This window comes from Cellulomonas chengniuliangii, from assembly GCF_024508335.1.
GTDB classification, from domain to species: domain Bacteria; phylum Actinomycetota; class Actinomycetes; order Actinomycetales; family Cellulomonadaceae; genus Cellulomonas_A; species Cellulomonas_A chengniuliangii.
The window spans coordinates 1,463,763-1,477,863 of the sequence record NZ_CP101988.1 but is presented as its reverse complement, the minus strand read 5'-3'; the positions used below and the strand labels follow the sequence as shown (position 1 = coordinate 1,477,863).

The 14,101-nt window shown below is 72.8% G+C and carries 9 protein-coding genes; 4 read left to right on the top strand and 5 right to left on the bottom strand.

Annotated features, from left to right (window positions below; genetic code table 11):
- Nucleotides 1–3 precede the first annotated feature (3 nt).
- From NP064_RS06810 to NP064_RS06795, 4 genes are read left to right on the top strand one after another with little or no spacing between them, the layout of a single operon-like run.
- Nucleotides 4–900, top strand: a complete 897-nt coding sequence (locus NP064_RS06810) for a GntR family transcriptional regulator (RefSeq protein ID WP_348519199.1) — start codon at nt 4–6, stop codon at nt 898–900.
- Nucleotides 897–2,420, top strand: coding sequence for an MmgE/PrpD family protein (locus NP064_RS06805; RefSeq protein WP_227568872.1), 1,524 nt, complete (start codon nt 897–899; stop codon nt 2,418–2,420). The genes NP064_RS06810 and NP064_RS06805 overlap by 4 nt, the downstream gene beginning before the upstream one ends.
- Complete coding sequence (gene prpB / locus NP064_RS06800) at nt 2,420–3,313, top strand: methylisocitrate lyase (RefSeq protein ID WP_227568871.1); 894 nt, start codon at nt 2,420–2,422, stop codon at nt 3,311–3,313. Before NP064_RS06805 ends, prpB begins: the two co-directional genes overlap by 1 nt.
- Nucleotides 3,314–3,357: 44 nt before the next feature.
- Nucleotides 3,358–4,572, top strand: a complete 1,215-nt coding sequence (locus NP064_RS06795; protein ID WP_227568870.1) for a bifunctional 2-methylcitrate synthase/citrate synthase — start codon at nt 3,358–3,360, stop codon at nt 4,570–4,572.
- Nucleotides 4,573–4,651: 79 nt separating this feature from the next.
- Here the strand turns inward: NP064_RS06795 and pyk are convergent, their stop codons facing one another.
- The 5 genes from pyk to trpA form a co-directional block, all read right to left on the bottom strand.
- On the bottom strand, nt 4,652–6,088 hold the full coding sequence (gene pyk / locus NP064_RS06790; protein ID WP_227568869.1) for a pyruvate kinase: 1,437 nt from the start codon (nt 6,086–6,088) through the stop codon (nt 4,652–4,654).
- A 93-nt stretch (nt 6,089–6,181) separates the two neighbouring features.
- The gene (locus tag NP064_RS06785) at nt 6,182–7,666 is read right to left on the bottom strand and encodes a glutamate synthase subunit beta (protein WP_227568868.1); all 1,485 of its coding nucleotides are present in this window, start codon (nt 7,664–7,666) and stop codon (nt 6,182–6,184) included.
- Nucleotides 7,659–12,230 (bottom strand): glutamate synthase large subunit, encoded by a 4,572-nt coding sequence (gene gltB / locus NP064_RS06780; protein WP_227568867.1) that lies wholly within the window; start codon nt 12,228–12,230, stop codon nt 7,659–7,661. Before gltB ends, NP064_RS06785 begins: the two co-directional genes overlap by 8 nt.
- Nucleotides 12,231–12,383: 153 nt before the next feature.
- Nucleotides 12,384–13,277: a prolipoprotein diacylglyceryl transferase gene (gene lgt / locus NP064_RS06775; protein ID WP_227568866.1), complete on the bottom strand. Its 894-nt coding sequence runs from the start codon at nt 13,275–13,277 to the stop codon at nt 12,384–12,386.
- Nucleotides 13,274–14,095 carry a tryptophan synthase subunit alpha gene (trpA, locus tag NP064_RS06770; protein ID WP_227568941.1) on the bottom strand — a complete coding sequence of 274 codons (822 nt, stop codon included), beginning with the start codon at nt 14,093–14,095 and terminating at the stop codon, nt 13,274–13,276. The genes lgt and trpA overlap by 4 nt, the downstream gene beginning before the upstream one ends.
- Nucleotides 14,096–14,101 lie beyond the last annotated feature (6 nt).

Genomic DNA, 14,101 nt, shown 5'->3' with positions numbered 1-14,101 from the left:
GCGATGGACACCGACGGGCGCACCCCGATCGGTATACAACGCAGCCAGCCGTGGCCCGCCAGCCGCGGCCCGCACGACCGTGAGGCCCTGGCCCGGGGAGGGCGACCCGCGCCGGCATCCCTGGGCTGTATACACCGAACCGCGAAGTTGGTACGTTCCGTCCACCCGATCGAGGAGGACCGGATGCGCGCGAGCGGCAAGGCGCACGCACAGCTGCGTGCTGAGATCCTCGACTGGACCCTGCCGCCCGGCACCCCGCTCGGCGAGGTGGAGCAGTCCACCCGCCTCGGGGTCTCCCGGACGCCGCTGCGCGAGGCGCTGAGCCGGTTGCGCGGCGAGGGCCTGGTCCGGGCCGACGGCGCCCGTGGCGCGGTGGTGGCGGACCTGGGCGCGGCCGACGTCCGCGCGCTGTTCGAGCTGCGCGGCGCCCTGGAGGACCGCGCCGTCCGGCTCGCTGCCCGCCGCCGGGACCCTGCGCCGTTCGAGCGTCTCGCTCGGGCGCTCGACGACGCGCCCCGCTCCCTCCAGCACGACGCGGACCCGCACCACGCCGCGTACTACGCCGTCGCGGAGGCCGTCGACGCGGCGATCGACCACGCAGCCGCGAGCCCGTACCTCACGGCCAGCCTCGCCGGGGTGCGCACCCACCTGGTCCGCGTCCGGCGGGTCTCCCGCGACGACCCCGACCGATTGCGCGCGGCCGCCGCCGAGCACCTGGTCGTGGTGCGGGCGATCCTGGCCCAGGACGAGACGCTGGCCGCGCAGGCGATCGCCGTCCACCTGCACCACAGCCTGCGCCAAGTCCTCGCCGCCTTCGCCTCCGCGTCCCACGATCACGACCCGGGCGGCCATCCCCGCGCGACGAGCCCACGCCGCGAGCACGCGGGGGCGTCGGCGTGATCGCGCACAGCGTCCGTGTGCGTCCCAGCAGCGACCGGCTCGCCCGCGAGGACCAGCTCGCCTGGGCGTTGGCCCTGGTCGCCGCCGACCTGACGCCGGTCGACGACGACGTCGCCGACATGGTGGTGAACCGGGTCATCGACGACATGGCCGTCGCCGCCGCATCGCTGGCCCGCCCGCCCGTCACCGCCGCGCGCGCCCAGGCCCTGAGCCACCTCCCGTCCCGCGGCGGCGCCGGCTCGCCGGTGCTCGGCGTCGACCCCGCCCAGCGCACCAGCCCCGAGTGGGCGGCGTGGGCCGACGGGGTCGCCGTACGCGAGCTCGACTACCACGACACCTTCCTCGCCGCCGACTACTCCCACCCGGGTGACACCATCCCGCCGCTGCTCGCGGTGGCCCATCACGTCGGCTCGTCGGGCGCGGACCTGGTGCGCGCGATCGCCACCGCGTACGAGGTCCAGGTCGCGCTCGTGCGGTCGATCAGCCTGCACCGCCACAAGATCGACCACGTCGCCCACCTCGCGCCGGCGGTGGCCGCCGGGCTGGGCGCGTTGCTGCGCCTGCCGCCCGAGGCGACGTTCCAGGCCATCGGGCAGGCGGTGCACACCTCGACGGCCACCCGCCAGTCCCGCAAGGGCGAGATCTCCTCGTGGAAGGCCTACGCGCCCGCGTTCGCGGGCAAGGCCGCCGTCGAGGCGGTCGACCGCGCGATGCGGGGCCAGACCTCGCCCACCCCCATCTACGAGGGCGAGGACGGGGTGATCGCGTGGCTGCTCGACGGGCCCACGGCTGAGTACGACGTGCGGCTGCCCGCCCCCGGCGAGCCGAGGCGCGCGATCCTCGAGACGTACACCAAGGAGCACTCGGCCGAGTACCAGTCGCAGGCGCTCATCGACCTGGCCCGGCGCCTGAACCGCGAGCACCCCGAGGCAGCCGACCCCGAGCAGGTCCGCTCGATCGTGCTGCACACCTCCCACCACACCCATCACGTGATCGGGTCGGGGGCGAACGACCCGCAGAAGTACGATCCGGACGCCTCCCGCGAGACGCTCGACCACTCGATCCCCTACATCCTGGCCGTCGCCCTCCAGGACGGCGCCTGGCACCACGTCGACTCCTACAGCCCTGACCGCGCGCACCGCCCCGACACGGTGGCGCTGTGGCAGCGGATCACCACCGTGGAGGACCCCGAGTGGACCCGGCGCTACCACGCCACTGACCCGCGGGAGAAGGCGTTCGGCGGCAGGCTCGTCGTGGACCTCGCGAACGGGTCGCAGATCAGCGAGGAGATCGCGGTGGCCGACGCCCACCCCCTGGGAGCGAGGCCGTTCGCCCGGCCGCAGTACATCGGCAAGCTCCGCGACCTCGCACGGCACAGCGTGGACGAGGCCGAGGTCGAGAGGTTCCTCGCCGCGGTCGAGCGCCTGCCCTCGTTGCGCCCCTCGGAGCTGGCCGGGGTGCACCTCACCGCCCCGCCCGGGCTGCTCGACGGGCTCCCCACCCCAGGAGGGCTGTTCTGATGCTCTACACGGACGCCACCCCCGGCGCGCGGCGACGGGCCCTGCGCGAACGCCTCGCGAGCGGCGAACTGCTGCAGATGCCCGGCGCGTTCAACCCGCTCGCCGCCCGGCTGATCGAGGCGAAGGGGTTCGACGGCGTGTACGTGTCCGGCGCCGTGATCGCCGCGGACCTCGGGCTGCCGGACATCGGGCTCACCACCGCCACGGAGGTCGCGACCCGCGCCGGGCAGATCGCCCGGATGACGTCGCTGCCCACCCTCGTCGACGCCGACACCGGGTTCGGGGAGCCGATGAACGTGGCCCGGACCGTGCAGGCCCTCGAGGACGCCGGCGTCGCGGGATGCCACATCGAGGACCAGGTCAACCCGAAGCGGTGCGGGCACCTCGACGGCAAGCAGGTGGTGGACCTGGCCACAGCCGTGCAGCGCGTGCGCGCCGCCGTGGCCGGCCGCCGCGACCCGGACTTCCTGGTGATGGCTCGCACGGACGTGCGCGCCGTCGAGGGGCTTCCGGCGGCGATCGACCGCGCCCGCGCGTACGTCGAGGCGGGGGCCGACGCCATCTTCCCCGAGGCGCTGCTCGGGCCACGCGAGCTCGAGGCCTTCCGGGCCGCGGTCGACGTCCCGCTGCTCGCGAACATGACCGAGTTCGGCAAGGGCGAGCTCCTCACCGCCGAGCAGCTCGCCGACCTCGGGTACAACCTGGTGATCTACCCGGTCACGCTGCTGCGCCTCGCCATGGGCGCCGCGGCGGCCGGCCTGGACGAGATCCGCGAGTCGGGCACGCAAGCCGCGCTGCTGGACCGCATGCAGCACCGCCGCGAGCTCTACGAGCTCGTCGACTACACCGGCTACGACGCGTTCGACACCGAGATCGACCACTTCCGGCTCTAACAGCTCAGGCGCACCGCGACGTCACCACGACGATGGAGGCCCCGATGACCGACGAGAGCACCACACCCCCCGCCCCGAGCACCGCACCCCCCGAGCCCCAGATCCACCGGGGCCTGGCCGGGGTCACGGTGGACTCCACCGAGATCTCCTCGGTGGACCCCGCCAGCAACTCCCTGCTGTACCGCGGCTACCCCGTCCAGGAGCTCGCCGGCCACCGGTCCTTCGAGGAGGTCGCCTATCTGCTCTGGCACGGCGAGCTGCCTGACGCCGCCGAGCTCGAGCGGATGCGCCTGGCGGAGCGCTCCCGCCGCTCGCTCCCCGACGAGGTCATGGAGACTGTCCTCGCCCTGCCGCTCACCGCCCACCCGATGGACGTGGTGCGCACGGCGGTCAGCGTCATCGGGGCGCACGACGCCACGTGGGAGGACCGGTCCCCCGAGGCCGACCTCGCCCGCGCGCAGGACCTCATGGCGCAGCTGCCCACCGTCGTGGCCCTCGACCAGCGCCGCCGGCACGGCCTCGATGCGGTCGACCCCCGGCCCGACCTCGGGTACGCGGAGAACTTCCTGCACATGACCTTCGGGCACGTGCCGCCGGCGGCGGTCGTCAACGCGTTCGAGGTGTCGATGGTTCTGTACGCCGAGCACTCCTTCAACGCGTCGACCTTCACCGCCCGGGTCGTCGCCTCGACCCTCTCCGACCTGCACTCCGCGGTCACCGCGGCCGTGGGGGCGCTCAAGGGCTCGCTCCACGGCGGGGCGAACGAGGCGGTGATGGCGACGTTCAGGGAGATCGGCTCCCCCGACCGGGTCGAGGAGTGGCTCGACGCGGCGCTGGCCCGCAAGCAGAAGGTGATGGGCTTCGGCCACCGCGTCTACCGCTCGGGCGACTCCCGCGTGCCGACGATGAAGGCGGCGCTCGACGAGCTCTTGGCCCTGGACGACCCGGAGGGCCTCGGCGCGATGTACGCGGCCCTCGAGCGGGGGATGGCCGAGCGCACCGGCATCCTGCCGAACCTCGACTACCCGACGGGGCCCGCCTACCACCTCATGGGGTTCGACACCCCCACGTTCACCCCGCTGTTCGCCGCCAGCCGGGTCGTGGGCTGGACCGCCCACGTGCGCGAGCAGGTCGCCAGCAACGCGCTGATCCGGCCGCTGAGCGTGTACACCGGCCCCGACCGCCGGTCCGTGCCCGGCGCGGGCGCGCAGCGGCGCGAGCCGGCGGGCGCCGCCGAGGCCGGGGTCGCGCCCGGCTGAGCCCCGCGCTGGCCGTTCCAGACGAGGCGAGCCCCCCGGGACAGGTCCCGGGGGGCTCGCGTCAGCGTGGAGCGGTGGGTCAGGCGATGCGGCCGGAGCCGCTCTCCTCGTCACCGATCTTGTGCACGACGATCGAGTTCGTCGAGCCGACCTCGCCCACCGGCGTGCCGGCGACGACGACGACGTAGTCGCCGACCTCAGCGAGTCCGTTGGCGCGCAGCGTCGTGTCGACCTGCTTGACCATCGCGTCGGTGCTCTCGACCGAGGGCACCTCGTAGGACTGGACGCCCCAGCTCAGCGACAGCACGTTGCGCACCGGGCGCTCCGGCGTGAACGCCAGCAGCGGGATGGAGGAGCGCAGACGGGACATGCGACGGGCCGAGTCGCCCGACTGCGTGAACGTCACGAGGTACTTGACGTCCAGCGTCTCGCCGATCTCCGCGGCGGCACGCGTGATGGCGCCGCCCCGGGTGTGCGGGGTCGAGCCGAGGGGCGCGATGCGCTCCCGGCCCAGCTCCTCGGTGTTCTCGATGATCCGCGCCATGGTGCGCACGGCCTCGATCGGGTACTCGCCGACGCTGGTCTCGCCCGAGAGCATGACCGCGTCCGCGCCGTCGAGCACCGCGTTGGCGCAGTCGGAGGCCTCGGCGCGCGTCGGACGCGGCGCGGAGATCATCGACTCGAGCACCTGCGTGGCGACGATGACGGGCTTGGCCGAACGACGGGCCAGCTCGACGGCGCGCTTCTGCACCAGCGGGACCTGCTCGAGCGGCAGCTCGACGCCCAGGTCGCCACGGGCGACCATGATGCCGTCGAACGCGGCGACGATCTCGACGAGGTTCTCGACGGCCTGCGGCTTCTCGATCTTGGCGATGACGGGGAGGACGCGGCCCTCCTCCTCCATGATCCGGCGGACGTCGTCGTAGTCGGCCGCGCTGCGCACGAACGACAGCGCGATGATGTCGGCGCCGATCCGGATGGCCCAGCGGAGGTCCGCCTCGTCCTTGTCGCTCATCGCGGGCACGGAGACCGCGACGCCCGGGAGGTTCAGGCCCTTGTTGTTCGAGACGGGGCCGCCGACCTCGACGCGGGTGACGACGCGGGGGCCGTCGACCTCGATGACGCGCACGAGCACGCGGCCGTCGTCGATGAGGATGGGGTCGCCCACGCGGGCGTCGTTCGGCAGGCCCTTGTGCGTGGTGGAGACGAGCTCCTTGGTGCCGGGCACGTCCTCGGTGGTGATGGTGAAGATGTCACCCTCGGCCAGCTCGTGCTTGCCGTCGGCGAACCGGCCCAGACGGATCTTGGGGCCCTGGAGGTCGACCAGCACGGCCACGGAACGCCCGGACGCCTGAGCGGCGGCGCGCACGTTCTCGTAGACCCGCTGGTGCACCTCGGTGTCACCGTGGCTGCGGTTCAGTCGCGCGACGTCCATGCCGGCGTCGACAAGCGCCTGGATCTGTTCGGCGGACTCCGTGACGGGTCCAATGGTGCAGACGATCTTTGCTCTACGCATGGGGCAAGCCTAGGCCTTTCGTGGGGAACTGGTTCGGGACCGAACGTCCCGGTCTGCGTTCCCACCGACCGGTAATGACGTTGATCAGGGGTTTTACGGTCGCAGCGCCATGGTGCGCGCGGTGACCGGAGCAGGGAGCTCGGTGCTGCCTGCGAGATAGGTGTCGACGGCCGCCGCGGCCGCACGGCCCTCGGCGATGGCCCAGACGATGAGCGACTGACCGCGCCCGGCGTCGCCTGCCACGAACACTCCGGGAAGCGACGTGGCGAAGTCTTCCGAGCGCTCCACCAGCCCGCGCGGGGTCAGCGCGACGCCGGTCTGCTCGACGATCTCAGCCGTCTCCGGCCCGGTGAAGCCCATCGCGATGAGCACGAGGTCGGCGGGGATGTCCCGCTCGGTGCCGGGGGTCGGGACCCGTCGGCCGTCAGGCAGGTACTCGGTCGTGGCGAGCCGGAGCGCGCGGACGCGGCCGGCGTCCTCGCCCTCACCGCCGAGGAACGCCACGGTGGAGGCCAGGTAGTCGCGCTCCCCGCCCTCCTCGTGCGACGTGGAGACCTCGAAGAGGATCGGGTCGGTGGGCCACGGCTGGTTCTCGGGGCGCTCCGAGGGCGGGCGCTTGCCGATCGCCAACGTGGTCACCGACGCGGCGCCCTGGCGCAGCGCCGTGCCCAGGCAGTCGGAGCCCGTGTCACCGCCGCCGATGATGATGACGTGCTTGCCGGTGGCGACGATCTGGTCGGGGACCTCGTGCCCCGCGACCACGGCGTTCGCCTGGTGCAGGTAGTCCATCGCGACGTGCACGCCGTCGAGCTCGACGCCCGGGACGCGCAGCTCGCGAGGCGCCGTGGCGCCGGTCGCGACGACCACCGCGTCGAACCGGGCCCGCAGGTCGGCCCACGTGATGTCGCGTCCGATCTCCACGCCAGGGCGGAACCGGGTGCCCTCGGCGCGCATCTGGTCCAGCCGGCGGTCGATGTGCCGCTTCTCCAGCTTGAAGTCGGGCACGCCGTAGCGCAGCAGCCCGCCGATCGCGTCGTCCCGCTCGAACACCGCCACGGTGTGGCCCGCGCGGGTCAGCTGCTGCGCGGCCGCGAGGCCGGCAGGACCTGAGCCCACGACGGCGACGGTGTGTCCGGTGAGGCGCTGCGGCACCTGCGGGTGCACCAGGCCGCGGTCGAACGCCTCGTCGATGATCGAGACCTCGACGTTCTTGATGGTCACCGGCGGCTGGTTGATGCCCAGCACGCAGCTGCTCTCGCACGGCGCGGGGCAGATCCGGCCGGTGAACTCCGGGAAGTTGTTCGTCGCGTGCAGACGCTCGCTCGCGTCGGCCCACTGCTCGCGCCACACCAGGTCGTTCCACTCGGGGATCAGGTTCCCGAGGGGGCAGCCGTTGTGGCAGAACGGGATGCCGCAGTCCATGCAGCGGCCAGCCTGGCTGGTCAGCACTGCGGTGTCCTCGGGGTGACCGGCGCGGTGCTCATGCACCTCACGCCAGTCCATGAGGCGCACCGGGACGGGACGGTTGGCGGGCAGCTCGCGCTCCCGCACCTTCAGGAAGCCATGCGGGTCAGCCACGTGCCACCTCCAAGATCTCGTTCCAGACGCCGGGCGCCGCAGGGTCGAGGCCGTCGGCCTCCGCCTGGGCGAGCGCGCGGCGCATGCGGGCGTACTCCGTCGGCAGGACGCGCGTGACACGGGCCCGGGTCGCCTCCGGGTCGGCCAGCAGCTCCTCCGCGACCGGGGACCCGGTCTCCGCCAGGTGGCGGCGCAGCAGCTCCTCGACGAGTGCGGCGTCCTCGTCGCCCAAGGGCTCGAGCGACAGCTCGCCCGAGGACAACGCCGCCGTGTTCAGGAGCGCGGGGTCGGCGTCCAGCAGGTACGCGCTGCCGCCGGACATCCCCGCCGCGAAGTTGCGGCCGGTGGGCCCGAGCACCAGCACGACGCCCCCGGTCATGTACTCGCAGCCGTGGTCCCCGACGCCCTCGACGACGAGCGTCGCCCCGGAGTTCCGCACCGCGAAGCGCTCACCGGTCAGCCCGCGGACGAACATCTCGCCCGAGGTCGCGCCGTAGCCGATCACGTTGCCCGCGACCACGTTGTTGCCGCCCGAGAGCACGGCGTTGCGGTCCGGGCGCACCACGATCCGCCCGCCGGACAAGCCCTTGCCGACGTAGTCGTTCGCGTCGCCGAACAGCCTCAACGTGACGCCCCGCGGCAGGAAGGCGCCGAACGACTGCCCGGCCGATCCGGTCAGCGTCACGTCGATCGTGCCGTCGGGCAGGCCCGCTCCTCCGTGCCGACGGGTGACCTCGTGGCCGAGCATCGTCCCGACCGTCCGGTTGACGTTGCGCACCGGCAGCTCGATCCGCACCGGCGTGCGGTTCTCGAGCGCGTCGGCGGCCAGCGCGATGAACTGGTTGTCCAGCGCGCGCTCCAAACCGTGGTCCTGCAGGCGGGTGTGGTGCAGCGCCGAGCCCTCGACAGGCTCCGGGACGGCCAGCACCGGGCCCAGGTCGAGCCCTTCCGCCTTCCAGTGCTCGATGGCCGTGCGGGTGTCGAGCAGCTCGACGTGGCCCACCGCCTCGAGGATGCTCCGGAAGCCGAGGCTCGCGAGGATCTCGCGGACCTCCTGGGCGATGTACTCGAAGAACGTGACCACGAACTCCGGCTTGCCGGTGAACCGTGACCGCAGCTCGGGGTTCTGCGTGGCGACGCCCACCGGGCAGGTGTCCAGGTGGCACACGCGCATCATCACGCAGCCCGAGACCACCAGCGGCGCGGTCGCGAAGCCGAACTCCTCGGCGCCGAGCAGCGCGCCGATCACCACGTCCCGGCCCGTCTTGAGCTGGCCGTCGACCTGCACCACCACGCGGTCGCGCAGGTTGTTGAGGACGAGCGTCTGCTGGGTCTCGGCCAGGCCGATCTCCCACGGTGTGCCCGCGTGCTTGAGCGACGTCAGCGGGCTCGCGCCCGTGCCGCCGTCGTGGCCCGAGATGAGGACCACGTCCGAGTGCGCCTTCGCGACCCCGGCGGCGACCGTGCCCACCCCGAACTCGCTCACGAGCTTGGTGTGGATCCGGGCCGACGGGTTCGCGTTCTTCGCGTCGTGGATGAGCTGGGCGAGGTCCTCGATCGAGTAGATGTCGTGGTGCGGGGGCGGCGAGATGAGCCCCACGCCCGGCGTCGAGTGCCGGGTCTTGGCGACCCACGGGTACACCTTGTGCCCGGGCAGCTGCCCGCCCTCGCCGGGCTTCGCGCCCTGCGCGAGCTTGATCTGGATGTCGTCGGCGAACGTCAGGTACTCCGAGGTGACGCCGAACCGGCCCGACGCGATCTGCTTGATCGCGCTACGCCGCTCGGGGTCGTGCAGCCGCTCGGGGTCCTCGCCGCCCTCGCCGGTGTTCGAGCGCGCGCCGATCCGGTTCATCGCGATCGCGAGCGTCTCGTGCGCCTCGGCCGAGATCGAGCCGTAGGACATGGCGCCCGTGTTGAACCGCTTGACGATCTCGCTGACGGGCTCGACCTCGTCGATCGGCACCGGCGCGCGCTCGCCCTCCTTGAAACGCAGCAGGCCGCGCAGCGTCATCAGGCGCGCGGACTGCTCGTCCACCCGCTGGGAGTACTCGCGGAACACGTCGAACTGGCGGGTCCGCGTCGAGTGCTGCAGCCGGAAGACCGTCTCCGGGTCGAACAGGTGCTCCTCGCCGTCACGTCGCCACTGGTACTCGCCGCCCACCGCGAGGCGCTGGTGCGGCTGCCGGTTCCCGCTGGCCGGGTACGCGTCGGCGTGGCGGGCCGCGACCTCGGCCGCGATGACGTCCAGGCCCACGCCGCCCAGGCGGCTCGTGGTGCCCGTGAAGTAGCGGTCGACCAGGGCGTGCGACAGGCCGATGGCCTCGAAGACCTGGGCGCCGCGGTACGACGCGATCGTCGAGATGCCCATCTTCGACATGACCTTCAGCACGCCCTTGCCGAGCGCCTTGATCAGGTTCTTGACGGCCTGCTCCGGGCTCACCCCCGGCAGGTAGCCGCTGCGCGCCAGGTCCTCGACGGTCTCCATCGCGAGGTACGGGTTGACCGCGGCCGCCCCGTAGCCGATCAGCAGCGCCGCGTGGTGGACCTCGCGGACGTCGCCCGACTCGACCACCAGTGAGACCTGCGTGCGGGTGTGCCGGCGCAGCAGGTGGTGGTGCACCGCGCTCGAGAGCAGGAGAGACGGGATCGGGGCCAGGTCGGCGTCGCCGTCGCGGTCGGACAGCACGATGAAGCTGACGCCGTCGGCCACCGCCTGGTCGACCTCGGCGAAGATCTCCTCGAGGCGCCGCTCGAGGGCTGCTCCCCCGCCGTCGACCTTGTACAGGCCGCGCACGATCACCGAGCGGAAGATCCCGGCGAGCCGCGGGTCCTTGTCGATCCGGACGATCTTCGCGAGCGCGTCGTTGTCGATGACCGGGAACGGGAGGACGAGCTTGCGCGCGTGCTCGGGGAGGTCCTCGAGCAGGTTCGGCTCCGGCCCGATGGCCCCGCCGATCGCGGTGACCAGCTCCTCGCGGATCGCGTCGAGCGGCGGGTTCGTGACCTGCGCGAACATCTGCGTGAAGTAGTCGAACAGCAGCCGCGGGCGGGTCGACAGCACCGCGACCGGCGTGTCCGAGCCCATCGCGCCCAGCGGCTCGGCGCCCGTGGCCGCGATTGGGCTCAAGATGACCTTGAGCTCCTCCTCGGTGTAGCCGAAGGCGCGCTGCCGGCGCCGCACCGACGCGGTGGAGTGCGCCACGTGCTCGCGCTCGGGCAGCTGGTCCAGGTAGATCGAGTTGTCCCGCACCCACTGCGCGTACGGCCGCTGGGCCGCGAGCTGGGCCTTGACGTCCTCGTCCTCGATGATCCGGCCCCTGCCGGTGTCCACCAGGAACATGCGGCCGGGCTCGAGCCGGCCCTTGCGCACGATCGACGCCGGGTCCAGGTCCAGCACGCCGGCCTCGGAGGCCATCACGACGAGCCCGTCCTCGGTCACCCAGTACCGGCCGGGGCGCAGGCCGTTGCGGTCCTGGACCGAGCCGATCAGCGTGCCGTCGGTGAAGGTCATCGCCGCGGGGCCGTCCCACGGCTCCATCAAGGACGCGTGGTACTCGTAGAACGCCCGGCGCTCGGGGTCCATCTGGGCGTGGTTCTCCCACGCCTCCGGGATCATCATCATCACCGCGTGCGGGAGCGAGCGGCCCGCGAGGTGCAGCAGCTCGAGCACCTCGTCGAAGCTCCCCGAGTCCGACCCGCCTGGCGTGCAGACGGGCAGCAGCGGGGTGAGGTCGCCGAGCAGCTCGCTCGAGAGCATGCCCTCGCGCGCCGCCATCCAGTTGCGGTTGCCGCGCACCGTGTTGATCTCGCCGTTGTGCGCCACGATCCGGAAGGGCTGCGCGAGCGGCCACGAGGGGAAGGTGTTCGTGGAGAAGCGGGAGTGGACCAGCGCCAGCTCGCTCGCGTACCGGGGGTCCGACAGGTCGGCGAAGAACGGCTCGAGCTGCGCGGTGGTGAGCATCCCCTTGTAGGTGAGGGTCCGCGCCGAGAGCGACGCGAAGTACACCCCCAGCTCCCGCTCGGAGCGCTTGCGCAGCCGGAACGCGCGGCGGTCGAGCTCGAGCCCCGACAGCTCGCGGGACGGGTCCGCCACCACCAGGTGCTTGAAGGCGGGCATCGACGCGCGGGCCGTGGGCCCCACCAGGTCGGCGGTGACCGCGATGTCGCGCCACGCCAGCACGTCGAGCTTCTCCTCGGCGGCGATCGCCTCGATCGCGCGCACCGCGGCCGCCTGCTCGGCCGGCTCGACCGGCAGGAAGGCCATCCCGATGGCGTAGTGCCCGGCGGGCGGGAGCTCGGCGTCGACGACGTCCCGCAGGAAGGCGTCGGGAATCTGCGTGAGGATGCCGGCGCCGTCGCCGGAGTCCTTCTCGGCGCCGACCGCGCCACGGTGATCGAGGTTGAGCAGGGCCGTCAGCCCGGCGTCGACGATGTCGCGGCCGGGGGTGCCGCGCAGGGTCGCCACGAAGGCGAACCCGCAGGCGTCGTGCTCGGCCGCGGGGTCATAGAGACCCTGCGACACCGGCGCGCGGAGCGTGCCGGGGGTCACGGGCGACGTGGACATCAGCACCGTCCTCAAAGACCCCGAGTTCGGGGCGTAGCGACAACATGAAGGGAAACGTGGGGTCGCCATTGGCCCGAACGTCACGCGACGATATCCCCTCGCGAGAGGCAGGTCACATCGTCGCGGCGAGAATCCCGCACCACGCGCCTGCGGTCAGCGGGCGTTCTCTGATGCGTTGTCCTCTTCCTCCTGCGCTGCGGGGGTCCTCAGCAGGAGAGTCGTCTCGCGTCCAGGATGCCGACGTCCGACCAGGATGAACGCTACCAGCGCGCCGACCCCCACCACGAGCGACGTCCAGACGTTCAGCCGGAAAGGCCCGATCGTCTCGGCCGGGTCGATGCGCAGCAGCTCGATCCACAGACGGCCCGTGGTGTAGATCATCACGTACAGCCAGAAGACCCGCCCGTGGCCGAGCCGCCACCGCCGGTCGGCCCAGATGAGCACCGCGGCGCCCGCGAGGTTCCACAACAGCTCGTAGAGGAACGTCGGATGGAACAGCGTGCCGGACTCGTACCCGAGCGGCAGGTGGGCGTCGTCGATGCGCAGGCCCCACGGCAGCGTCGTCTCCGCGCCGAACAGCTCCTGGTTGAACCAGTTGCCGAGCCGGCCGATGGCCTGCGCGACCAGCAGCCCGGGGGCGACGGCGTCGGCGAACGGGGCCAGCCGCACGCCTTGCCGGCGGCAGCCGATCCAGGCGCCCACGGCGCCGAACGCGACGGCGCCCCAGATCCCAAGCCCGCCCTCCCAGATGGCGAGCGCCTTCCAGGGGTCGCCGCCCGCGCCGAAGTAAGCGTCGGGCGAGCTGAACACGTGGTAGATCCGCCCACCGACGATGCCGAAGGGCACCGCCCAGAACGCGATCTCGAGGACGTCGTCCGCGTCGCCGCCCCGAGCCACCCACCGCCGCTGGGTCATGAGCACCGCCACGACGATCCCCGCGAGGATCGCGAGCGCGTACGCGCGCAGCGGGAACGGCCCCAGGTGCCATTCCGCGACGGGAGGGCTGGGGATGGCCGCGGGGGCGATCAAGGCCGCGAGCGTCGTCACCGGCGCGCCCCCCGCACGCCGGCGGCCAGCTCCGCGGTGACCTCGGCGAGGCGGTCCATCCCGCGCGTCGGGTCGGACTCCACCTCCTGCACCGCGCGCACCAGTGCGGACCCGACGATGACACCGTCGGCGTAGGAGGCCACCTCGGCCGCCTGCTCGGCGCGCGAGACGCCGAGTCCGACGCACACGTGCCCGGCCCCGGCGCTCCGGGTGTCGGCGACGAGCTGGGCGGCCCGGTCGCCGACCGTGGCGCGCTCCCCCGTGACACCCATCGTGGAGGCCGCGTACACGAAGCCTCGTGACGCCGCCGCCGTGCGCGCCAGTCGCTCGGGGGTGGAGCTCGGGGCGACCAGGAACACGCGGTCAAGGCCGTGCTCGTCCGAGGCGGCGATCCAGCGCGACGCCTCGTCGGGGATCAGGTCCGGGGTGATGAGGCCGGCGCCGCCGGCCGCTGCCAAGTCGCGCGCGAACGCCTCGATCCCGTAGCGCATGACCAGGTTCCAGTACGTCATCACCAGCACGGGAGCGCCGGCCTCGGCCACCTGCTCGACTGAGGAGAGGACGTCACGCACCTTGACGCCGCCGGCGAGCGCGTGCTCGACGGCGTGCTGGATGGTGGGCCCGTCCATCACGGGGTCGGAGTACGGCACGCCCAGCTCGACGATGTCGACGCCGGCGCCCACCATGGTCCGCGCCGCCTCGACGGAGCGGGCGACGTCCGGGTAGCCCACGGGGAGGTAGCCGATCAGCGCCGCGCGGCCCGGGGACCCGTCCGCGCCCTCCGCGAGGGCGGTGAGCCGCGAGCCCGTGGGGCTCACGGCAGC

Excerpts from the sequence above, each read along its gene's own strand:
- NP064_RS06795 (WP_227568870.1), top strand. The coding sequence starts at position 3,358 with ATGACCGACGAGAGCACCACACCCCCCGCCCCGAGCACCGCACCCCCC.
- gltB (WP_227568867.1), bottom strand. The coding sequence starts at position 12,230 with ATGTCCACGTCGCCCGTGACCCCCGGCACGCTCCGCGCGCCGGTGTCG.
- prpB (WP_227568871.1), top strand. The coding sequence starts at position 2,420 with ATGCTCTACACGGACGCCACCCCCGGCGCGCGGCGACGGGCCCTGCGC.
- NP064_RS06810 (WP_348519199.1), top strand. The coding sequence starts at position 4 with ATGGACACCGACGGGCGCACCCCGATCGGTATACAACGCAGCCAGCCG.
- pyk (WP_227568869.1), bottom strand. The coding sequence starts at position 6,088 with ATGCGTAGAGCAAAGATCGTCTGCACCATTGGACCCGTCACGGAGTCC.